This window comes from Microcoleus sp. C2D2 (assembly GCF_036702495.1).
GTDB lineage: Bacteria > Cyanobacteriota > Cyanobacteriia > Cyanobacteriales > Microcoleaceae > Microcoleus.
Genome location: NZ_JAUBTO010000027.1, coordinates 58,145 through 67,772 on the forward strand (window position 1 = coordinate 58,145; position 9,628 = coordinate 67,772).

General features: G+C 44.3%; 9 protein-coding genes and 1 tRNA gene. 4 read left to right on the forward strand and 6 right to left on the reverse strand.

The window, feature by feature from the left end:
- Positions 1-45: 45 nt before the first annotated feature.
- Positions 46-1,155 (reverse strand): hypothetical protein, encoded by a 1,110-nt coding sequence (locus QUB61_RS11720; protein ID WP_333130752.1) that lies wholly within the window; start codon positions 1,153-1,155, stop codon positions 46-48.
- A 1,135-nt stretch (positions 1,156-2,290) separates the two neighbouring features.
- Between QUB61_RS11720 and QUB61_RS11725 the strand changes: the two genes are divergently transcribed.
- The gene (locus QUB61_RS11725; protein WP_333130750.1) at positions 2,291-2,830 is read left to right on the forward strand and encodes a cyclic nucleotide-binding domain-containing protein; all 540 of its coding nucleotides are present in this window, start codon (positions 2,291-2,293) and stop codon (positions 2,828-2,830) included.
- A gap of 241 nt (positions 2,831-3,071) precedes the next feature.
- Here QUB61_RS11725 and QUB61_RS11730 read toward each other — a convergent pair whose 3' ends face one another.
- Positions 3,072-3,485: a hypothetical protein gene (locus tag QUB61_RS11730; protein WP_333130748.1), complete on the reverse strand. Its 414-nt coding sequence runs from the start codon at positions 3,483-3,485 to the stop codon at positions 3,072-3,074.
- A 16-nt stretch (positions 3,486-3,501) separates the two neighbouring features.
- On the opposite strand from QUB61_RS11730, the gene QUB61_RS11735 reads away from it, so the two are divergent.
- Complete coding sequence (locus tag QUB61_RS11735) at positions 3,502-3,660, forward strand: hypothetical protein (protein WP_333130747.1); 159 nt, start codon at positions 3,502-3,504, stop codon at positions 3,658-3,660.
- Here QUB61_RS11735 and QUB61_RS11740 read toward each other — a convergent pair.
- Positions 3,657-4,517, reverse strand: coding sequence for an FAD-binding domain-containing protein (locus QUB61_RS11740; RefSeq protein WP_333130745.1), 861 nt, complete (start codon positions 4,515-4,517; stop codon positions 3,657-3,659). The two genes, QUB61_RS11735 and QUB61_RS11740, sit on opposite strands and share 4 nt — an antisense overlap.
- Positions 4,518-4,936: 419 nt before the next feature.
- Between QUB61_RS11740 and QUB61_RS11745 the strand changes: the two genes are divergently transcribed.
- Entirely contained in the window at positions 4,937-6,310 is a 1,374-nt protein-coding gene (locus QUB61_RS11745; protein ID WP_333130743.1) for a tyrosine-type recombinase/integrase, read from the forward strand.
- Between the two features lie 438 nt (positions 6,311-6,748).
- Positions 6,749-6,820, forward strand: a tRNA-Met gene (locus QUB61_RS11750).
- 75 nt (positions 6,821-6,895) lie between these two features.
- On the opposite strand, the gene QUB61_RS11755 is transcribed toward QUB61_RS11750, so the two are convergent.
- The 3 genes from QUB61_RS11755 to QUB61_RS11765 form a co-directional block, all read right to left on the reverse strand.
- Positions 6,896-7,102, reverse strand: a complete 207-nt coding sequence (locus QUB61_RS11755) for a hypothetical protein (protein WP_333130741.1) — start codon at positions 7,100-7,102, stop codon at positions 6,896-6,898.
- 210 nt (positions 7,103-7,312) lie between these two features.
- Positions 7,313-7,579 carry a hypothetical protein gene (locus tag QUB61_RS11760; RefSeq protein WP_333130738.1) on the reverse strand — a complete coding sequence of 89 codons (267 nt, stop codon included), beginning with the start codon at positions 7,577-7,579 and terminating at the stop codon, positions 7,313-7,315.
- The gene (locus QUB61_RS11765; RefSeq protein WP_333130736.1) at positions 7,572-9,374 is read right to left on the reverse strand and encodes a hypothetical protein; all 1,803 of its coding nucleotides are present in this window, start codon (positions 9,372-9,374) and stop codon (positions 7,572-7,574) included. Before QUB61_RS11765 ends, QUB61_RS11760 begins: the two co-directional genes overlap by 8 nt.
- Positions 9,375-9,628: the final 254 nt, after the last annotated feature.

The window sequence follows — 9,628 nt, forward strand, 5'->3', positions numbered from 1 at the left end:
ACCCCGCGCATATTTATTTGTCGTGCGTTTGCTCAAACAGCAACACTACCTGGCAAGATTCGGGAACGTATAGCCGACACCGACTAACAATCCCACTTCAGCTCCGTCCACAAAACCAACATTCAGTCCCGCTGTTGCTGTAAAATTTCTCGACAGCGGCACATCTACACCCCCCGAAATCAGGAAGCCCAAAGTACCGTTATCGCCAGTAGAAATTACCACGCCAGCACCTGCATAGGGAGCAGCACTAATCACAAAATCCTCGCTGACTTCGACGGCCTCTTGAGATACAAAATCGAAGGTAACGGGAACTAGAAAAGCTAAGTTGTCGCGGAACAAAACAGTCGGTCTCACCGACAAATTGCTCGTCAAACCGATTTTGCTAATAATCGCAAATGAACCGTCGCCTAAGGCTGAATCTCCGCCAAAACCTAGATTGCCGCCAATGCCGATGTAGCTGGGCCCGGAACGGGTAGCTCGGCCTGGTCGGATTTCACTTCCTTGAGCCACTTTTTCAGTTGGTTCCGAGACAGTTGCCGGTTTTTGGGCAACTTTCGGTTTGTTTGTCAGAGCTGAGGCGGAAGTGCTGACAGGATTGCTCAACAATTCTTGTGCTGTTTTGACTTCTTTTTCTTCCTTGGTTGCAGTCGGTTCAGAATTATTGCGATCGGCAACAATTGAGGTAGGTCGATCGCTCTTTTTGGCAGTCTCGCTCGTTGACTGCACTTTGACGCCATTATCAGCAATCTTAGCGGTTTCTTCCGACTTTTGTGTCTCAGCAACAATGGAGGTATTTTGCTCGGTTTCTGTCCCAGCAATTTCCGATGTTGCTGCTTCCGATTTTTCGGGTGCAGCAATAGATACTTGCAAGTTGGCTGCCGGTTCAGAGGCTGCTGGCTCTACCGCTTCTGTTAGTTCGCTCCAACTGATTGAATCAATTTTTGTATTAGTAGCCGTTGTTTCTGCGTCGGGTTTAACTGCTGAAGTTGCCGCCGGCTCAGAAATTTGGTCAATATTTTGAGTTGCCATTGTTGCAGTTGTAGCGACATCGGGCAAGTGACCCGTTTCAGCTTTCGCTGACAGGGTACTGCAACAAACAGCTAAAGCTGCAAGATTTATTAACGCGAAACCAGACTTGGAAAATAGACTCTTCATAAGAAACTCCTCAATGAACGGTGTGTTAAAAGTTTGACATTCTCCGACAATCAGGCGCGGGGATTCTTGGTTCAACGAAACCACTTAACTAGCGAATCCTTGCGTCATCTAGACTAGAGGTGGGATTCTCCCCAAGCGTTTATTCGGGTATGCCCTACCCTATTTGCATTGCTGCAAGTCCTGTTTAAGTTTGAAACAAATTTGTTTCAAACTACTGTTCGTCTAGCCCCTATAAATCTTTTAACCACTGCTAGGAAGAAACTAGAACAATGCAGTAGAACCGCAGAGATTTAATTGTCAAGGTTCAGTGCTTTGCCGTTTGGCAGCAAGGTTTTGTAAGTGGTTGATTACCTTGACCACTATAATTAACAAGGGTACCTTAAACAGATGACAATGGCAAGAACCAAAGTATACTACAACTTGCGACTAACTGAAATAGAATGGGAGGAGTTAGTTGCTTATATTGAATAAAAAGCCGTTCTAGATGGACGGGGCTTTAAACCCAATTTCTTGGTAAGTGTTTGAGGGCGACCGTCGAGAGCTTTGCTAAAAAAAGACACAAATATGAGTTGTGTTGTTCCTAGATTGGCACTCAATCGTTGAAGAGTCAACTATCAAGCTGATTAGATTCAAGAACCGACCGCGGGTTTAGAGGTTAATTAAAATTAACCGTTCGATCGGCTAAAAATCAATCCTAGGGATGATTTCACCCTTAATCCAGTTTAATTGAGGGGTCGATCGGGCGCCTCGCTTGCATTCTACAATACTGTACTTGATGGCGCGGCGCAGCAGAACCCTCAAAATCCCGTTTTTGAGGGCGCACCAGCTCGAAACCTAGAGACAGCAAGCTTTCAAAACAGTTTTGGCAGCAGGGCCGTCCCGAGCAAGCGCAGTTGCACCAAGGCGATCGGCTGCTGCAGAGTCCCTGACAAGTAATGTAGAATAATAGCACCGATCCGAGAAAGAGTTGGGGCTCGATCGTGTCAAAATTACTGAATATTATGATAATTGTGTAAAATTTAGTGTTCTATTAGTAAAGTTTAGCCTTCGCTTTCGCTCAGGGTCTAACCATCTAACAACAGCACGCAACTCAACAAGTAAAAACAGACAAAGTATCTCATCTCAACCTGACTTTATGAGCAAAGTTCTAGTCATATTAGGCGAATTGAGCGATCGCGACATCGATTGGATGCTCGCCAACGGCACCCGCACCCAAGTCCCCCCCGGCACAACCCTGATTACCGAAGGTAAGCCCTTAGACGCCCTGTACATAGTTCTGGATGGAACTTTGAGCGTTTCTGTATCATCTTTGGGCGGCAAAGAAATTGGAACAATTATTTCCGGGGAAGTGTTGGGCGAAATGTCTTTTGTAGACGGGAGGCTTCCTTCTGCTAGCGTCACGGCAATTGAAGAGTGCCTCATTCTGTCAATTCCCAGGCGGCTGCTAACTGAAAAACTCGAGCAAGACGTGCTTTTTTCCCTGCGGTTTTATCGGGCGATTACCAAATTTCTGTCGTCGAGACTGCGGGGTACAGTCAAACGCTTCGGCGAAGATACTGATTATTTAATATATCAAGACCCCGACGACGAGCGCGCCATCCCGCAAAATTTGGAAAATCCAGATTTGGCTGAATCTAGATTTCAATGGCTGTTGCAGCGTTTGAAGGGGATTTGAAGTTCGGGAACTAGCAGTGTACGGGAGTTAACGGATGTTGAGGGGAGTTCGGCAACGGATTTGCTTGAGCGAGGATTTAACGAATGGATGTTGAAGTTTGAGGGAAGAGGTTCGAGGGAAGAAGGAAAAAATAAGATAATCCCTTTTTTCTCTTTCTTCTTTTTCTACCCATGCCCCCTTAACAATTGGGAATTGGGAATTGGAAATTGGCAATTTCCAGTTACCAATTCCCAATTACCCATTAGAAAACATATTTTTCAGCGACGCGCCAGTAGCGGGAAAAACGCTTCAAATCAATGTAACCATCGTAGCGGACAAAGGGTTCGTGCGGTAAAACTTCTACAGGGATCGATCGCTTAATTTCCCGGCAAATATCGTGAAACCGAGGACTGGGACTTTCCGCAGTCACCACTTGATTCGCGCCGGATTCGATCGCAAAAGCGATAACTTCCGCAGCCACATCGCCCCGCCGAATAACTACCGGCAACTCCAGCAAACATTCGTAAATAAACACCATTCGTTTGAGACTCAACTGCCATTCATCAATGAGCGCATCATCCCAAACCCAGATGGCAGGTGCCTCTGGGTGCGCTTGAAAAGCGGGGCCTTCAGGACTCAAACAGTCGCCGTGCAGCCAAATAATCCGATCGTTCATAAATTACGAATGGGTAATGGGGAATGGGGCATCGGGAATGGGGAATGGGGAATTGGGCATCGGGAATGGGGAATTGGGCATCGGGAATTGGTATTTGGTAACTAATGACAACAGTCAACAGTCAACAGTCAACAGTCAACAGTCAACAGTCAACAGTCAACCAATAAATTTTTAATTTATGCGACCTTTTTGAGGGCGGTTCCAACTTTTAGAACCGCCGCTGCGATCGACCTTTTCTCCTGCAGGAAACAACTTGCCTTCCAAATATTCGTAAGTCCCCTCAAAATCGCATTGCCCGTACAGAGGACAATCGCGACAATAAACCGCCTTAGTGTAACGCTCCAAATTTTCCCGATTAAAAAAATAAGGCTTGTGGCTAAAAGTGCTGGCTACCCACTGCCAAGAAAGATTGTTGCTTGCCGGATCTCCATCTAGCAAGTGTTGCAAAAACCAGCGAGCTCCGGCTTGCCAGCGCACGCGGCGCCAGTGTACCAGATAAGCGGCAGTCCACATCCGCTGGTGGTTGTGCAAATAACCAGTGTCTCGCAACTGGCGGCTGAAACTGTCGATGCAAACCAAACCAGTCGTGCCCTCCACGACATCCTCCGGCAGAGTTTCGCTGTAATATGAAGCAGTGTAACCAGTTTTGTAGGCTTCCCGGTCTTCCCAAATCCCCTTGCCCCATTCGGCGTACAGTCGCTGCCAATAATCCCGCCAACCCAACTCGTTAACGAGTTTTACGGCCTCTTCTCGATACCGCACCTTCTCCAGCACCGCATCCCGGACTTCCGCAAGACTCAAAACGCCGTAGCGCAAATAGGGCGACAAGCGCGTTACCGCACCGTTGAGGAAATTGCGGGTTGAGGCGTACTTGCCGGGGTCAACTTGTTGCAGGGCTATCTCGGCTGCTTTCCGCCCGCCTAAAATCGGGGCTACGCTGCTGTCCCGGGCGGCTGCTTCGGGGAACTGTTCGCGCACGTAGGCAATTAATTCGTCGCGGCTAGCAAATTCCCGCTCCATGTCCTGACTCATTGTTTTTTCTCAAGCGCCTGTTATTGTTTCTTAATGTTAAAGCTATTTGTTCGGGCGTGCCCGATCGATCGCCCCTCCATTGCCACGAGATCCTGGTAACTCACATCTTGCACGTCAGCAACAGGCTTCCGGCCTGTTCCACAAGAAAATCTACTCTTTGTGGAACAGGCCGGAAAGCCTGTTCATAAAAGGCTAATTGAGAATGGTGCAAGATCTCAGTGGTAACGTACAGTTTGCCCCGACCGCATTCGATCGTCAGCCCGCAGCCAAAATTAGCATCAAAGTCAGTACACTCATATACTAACCGTGCTATATTGTTTCTACAGCTTCACTCACACTATGCACACGACTCGGTTTATCGAAATTTGCTAGAAACTTGATAGAAGTTTGAAACCCTTACAGAACCTCGAAAAAACAATATGTACGCTAAATCACAAGCCCTTCCTGAGACAATCAAAGTTCAGTCTGATAACGGTTCACTCCGCTTACAATTCAGTACCAAGTACAATCCCATTTTTGGGGGTAAGCGGAAGCATCAGGGTTTAGGGATGAAGGATACTCCTGAAAATCAGCAAAAGGCGATCGCTATCGCGTGGCGGATCGAAGGCGACCTACAGCACCCAGACTGGCAGCAATTGTTTGACCCCACTTTTGCCAAGTACGGCTTAAAAACTAAGTACGCTGCCGAACTAAAACTGGCAGCACCCATACCTGAACCGGAGCCTGAAATCACGGTAGGGGCAATGTGGGAAGATTACTTGGAATGGAAACGTCCGCAGTTGCAGCCCACAACGTTTGAAACCATTTTTGCTGGAACTTACACCAATATCATCAAAGGATTGCACTGGAATCCTTCTAAGCATGAATTTGTTGATAATGGAAGCGAAATATACAGCCTTTTGCTTTCAGACAGCAATCTAGAGCAACGAATCGCTCAACAGACTGCAAGTGTTAGAAATAAAGCTAGGGTTGAGGCTGAACTTTCCCAAGCTTTCACTCGCTTACAATCCCTAGGTAAAACCAAACTTACTGTTAATCCGTTCGTAACTATCAGTAGAAATATAGAAAATAAAGCTGATAAATACAAACCAACAATAACAGCAGCCGGAGATGTTAAAGAATGGTGGGAAACTGATGATACTGATATCGACCCAGAAGAAAAAGACCGCCGTGCTTTTACTAAGGAAGAACGAGACACTATTGTCAAAGCTTTTTACGAATCTTCAAGTCGAAGACATCGTCAAGTAGCATCTTTGGTTGAGTTCTTGTTTTTAACTGGATGTCGCAGCGGGGAAGCCTTCGCTCTAAGGTGGCAAGACGTATTTATTGGACGCAACAAAAACTATGTCAGGTTTAGCAAGTCTTACAACGGAAGGCTTAAAAACACTCAGGTTACGAAAACAGGCGAGATACGATTGTTTAAAATCTATCCCAAACTTAACGATTTACTGCTATGTATCAAGCCTGATAATGCAAAACCAACTGATTTAGTTTTTGTTAATACACAGGGCAATTCTTACAATACGAATACTTTTGGCGACCTATGGCAAGAGGCTCGATGTGGAACAAAAGGGAAAGTTTACCGCTATCCCGGTGTAGTTACTCAATTAGCCGATGAAGGTAAAATAAGCTGCTACCTCTCCCCTTACCATACCCGTCACACGTTCATTACCCTTATGGCACACGCTGGCACCGATTTATTGTTATTGGCAACCGCTTGCGGTAACAGTGTGGAGGTTATCCAAAAACATTACTTAGGAGTCAATACCGCTGCAAGTTTTCCCGACGTGTAAAAGTGTAGCTCCCTACTCCTACCCTACTGACCGCCCCCTAAAAAGGGCGGTTTTTTGTTGTCGATCGCCCGGCACGGAAGCAGGAATTTTTCACTCACATTGTGTGTATAGTACGAATCAAGGCAGTAAAGTCTCTCTCTGCTCTCAAGTGTATTTTCTGGCTTAGCCGGCTACAGTTGCCGGCTACTTGTGAAAAAGGAAGTCTTTAGGCGCCTAACAGCAAAAAATGACCAAATAGTAAATTTACCAAAGTGTTTTTGCAGTTATAATAATATCAATACTCCATGGCGTGTGTGAGCCAGTAACACGCTATCGCGCTTTATGCGGCTCGATTAATCAAGAAGCAGCAGAATCGCTCCTGTACGGCGATTGATTAAAAAGTACAGGAGGAAGAAAACCTTACAAATTACCGACACCCAAGTCGTTAAAATGGGGCTTGTTGGAGAAGTGAAACGGTTTCACGCAAGTCTCATAAGCTTGAAATAGTAGGTTCGACTCCTACCTCCGACTTTTAATCGAACAGCAAAAAACCCGGCTGTTACACCGGGCAAACCCTAAAGACCCAGAACCGAGATAATCGAAACGTTACTCTTCCTTGAGGCTCATTGTCACGGGTGGCGCAAGGTGTTCTTGCATTCTTCCTACCAGCTCTTGCAGTTGCGATTGAGTAACACTTTCTTCTGTGATTTCTAGCCCGGTTTCCTCTTCCATTTTAGCTAGTCTCTCGGATAGAATTGTGTCACGTTCCACCAGCATTTTAAAAGCCTCAATAATTAAGCTCCAAACGTTCATTGTGACTGTCCTTACGCACGTTGTTAACGTATCAAGCATAGCACAGCAACTTAGTCTTAACACGGCAAAAACTACTGCTTACACTGTGGAATAAAAAATCAACGTATTATTTTATACACAATAGCTAAAAGTAAGTGAACTGTCCCTATTTTCAAGTCTATTTTCTGGTTTAGCCGGCTACAGTTGCCGGCTATTTGTGGAAAAGGACTCCTAAACAACCTTTGACTTTTTGGCTTTAAGCCGCTTAACCATGTCCTTTAATTCTGGTTTCATGTCACTTTTTTTAGGATTGGTTCCCAATACGTCCTTCATAAGAAAAACGTCAAGAGATTTTAATTTAATAAGTTCATCCTTTTTCCTTAAAAGTTCTTCCTTGATAGCGCCTTTGCCAGCGGCTTCTCTTTGTTGATTCGTAGTTGTTTTACTGCTACTTGCCCCACTACCTGACGAATTTTTACCACCTGCTCCTCTAGCCATTTCTTAGTGCCTCATTTATTGATATTTGCCCCGGTTTGAATTTCCACGCTGTAATCGGTATCAAGCTAGGGTTTAGCATTTTACCGAGAACCTTTTCAACATCATCATCTGTTTTAAGTCCTGATACGTTAATTTTTTTGGGTTCTTTCTTGCCGAACCCTTTGTGACCTTCATAAATAGTAAAACACACGGGAACTTCTTCTGGAACAAGCAGCGGTTCAAGTCCAATTCCGTCTGCAACAAACTCAATTTTTCTACCATTTTCAGCTAGGGTTGCCATCACTTGAGTGAGCTGCATCATCGCAGCTACTTCAAAGCGCTGAGTGCTATTCCCGTCGCTCATACTTTCTGCCATCATCTCGTACATGGCGGATGCCCACGCCGTAGCGTTTACGTTCTGCCATTCGCTCCCTAACGGCTTACTTTTGGGATTGATAATCAATCCGTTGGCTAGCATTCTGAATAAAGCTTGCATGATTGAATAATAATCGAAGCAGTTATCGTTACCGCTACCACCTGGAACAAGAAAAGCGTTACTTACCGGGAATTTATTTCTCTTAAGCTTAGCAATTCCTAGATACTTGTAAATTTCTTCAACTTTGTCACAGCAATCTTTCATTTTTTTAATTTTATTAGGTTTATTGGGTAAATATGGCGAAGGCGGCGGTGGGGGTGGAGGCAGTTCTACTGGGCCGTAGTAAGGAATGCAGGCGAAAGGGATATAAATTGCTTCAGTGTAACTTTCGGGAAATATTTCTTTTTCTTTTTTATTTTGCTCGTTATTAATTTTTAAGAAATTTCTTATTTCCCTAAAACTCCCCCAAAAAAACAAAGGTAATTTATCACCTGTAAAATATATGCTAGCAGCATTTTGTCTGATTATTTCTTTATTTTCAAAAAAGCCTGTTTCAGGATTTCTAACCGCTATTGGCTCATAAACTGGAATTCGATGTACAAACAATTTTACTCCATTTTTTTCAATTATTACCTCATCAAAAGTTGTAGGATTAGGAGTAATGCGTTCAACTTGAGAGGATAATTTCATTGGCGCACGACCAACATATCCACCAAGTCTTTCTTCGATAGGACTTAATATTTTACGTTTTATAAAAGCTGAAGCAAAACCTTGGTAAGGAAGATTAATACTGTTACTTTTGACATGAACAAAGACCCATCCTTGAACGTCAGTATCAGGTACTTCTACGGCTTCGGGAGTTGAATCATTTGGTGTGGGCGTTGGTGTGGGCGTTGGTGTCGGCGTTGGCGACGGCGTAGGTGATTCTGAATCTTTAGGCTTAAAGTCAACACAAATCTCACCACCCGGAATACCGTAACATACTGAAACTGTTTTTTTACCCTCACTATCGATAGCTACTTCAATTTTGGCTCCTCCTGCACTGATTGAAGTAGTCACATTACCTTCGTCGTCAATTTCAATTTCTCCACCAAATCCTGCAATGTTTATGCCTAATTCTACTTCTTTAACTACTTGATTGCCAAATTCATCGTAACCAATTGTTACTCCGACGTTTCCTCCTAATTTTCCTTTTGAAGAACCTACGCCTAATCCTAGTTTAGTTGTGTTATTACTGACGTCTCGTTCAATTGTAATTCCTTGATTAGGTATTAGTCCTTCGGTTCCAAATCTTGCGCGAGCGCTAATATCGATACCTCCAACATCTCCTAAATCTGTTTCTCCCGCAATGTTTATTCCTCCACCACTATCCGTTCTTTCTTGCTTTTCTTGTCTAGGTGAAAAATCACTTCGTTCTGTCCTATCTTTTCGGTTAGACATATATTATTTAAGTTTAAATATTAAGCTTAATCGGAATTAACGAATCTAAAGCCGATGGTGGGATTTGAACCCACGACCGTTCGATTACAAAGCGGAATAATTGATCAGCACTGAATGGCGACCCCAACGATTAAGCAGTATATATAACCATTATTTTTCCTGGTTGATTCCCCATTTTTGAAATAGCATTAGGGTGCAAATTTAAATACAAGTTGTTCGACCAAGAATAGATCGACCACCAATTTGTATATAAA

Excerpts from the sequence above, each read along its gene's own strand:
- QUB61_RS11765 (WP_333130736.1), bottom strand. The coding sequence starts at position 9,374 with ATGTCTAACCGAAAAGATAGGACAGAACGAAGTGATTTTTCACCTAGA.
- QUB61_RS11760 (WP_333130738.1), bottom strand. The coding sequence starts at position 7,579 with ATGGCTAGAGGAGCAGGTGGTAAAAATTCGTCAGGTAGTGGGGCAAGT.
- QUB61_RS11725 (WP_333130750.1), top strand. The coding sequence starts at position 2,291 with ATGAGCAAAGTTCTAGTCATATTAGGCGAATTGAGCGATCGCGACATC.
- QUB61_RS11730 (WP_333130748.1), bottom strand. The coding sequence starts at position 3,485 with ATGAACGATCGGATTATTTGGCTGCACGGCGACTGTTTGAGTCCTGAA.
- QUB61_RS11755 (WP_333130741.1), bottom strand. The coding sequence starts at position 7,102 with ATGAACGTTTGGAGCTTAATTATTGAGGCTTTTAAAATGCTGGTGGAA.
- QUB61_RS11740 (WP_333130745.1), bottom strand. The coding sequence starts at position 4,517 with ATGAGTCAGGACATGGAGCGGGAATTTGCTAGCCGCGACGAATTAATT.
- QUB61_RS11745 (WP_333130743.1), top strand. The coding sequence starts at position 4,937 with ATGTACGCTAAATCACAAGCCCTTCCTGAGACAATCAAAGTTCAGTCT.
- QUB61_RS11720 (WP_333130752.1), bottom strand. The coding sequence starts at position 1,155 with ATGAAGAGTCTATTTTCCAAGTCTGGTTTCGCGTTAATAAATCTTGCA.
- QUB61_RS11735 (WP_333130747.1), top strand. The coding sequence starts at position 3,502 with ATGGGGAATGGGGCATCGGGAATGGGGAATGGGGAATTGGGCATCGGG.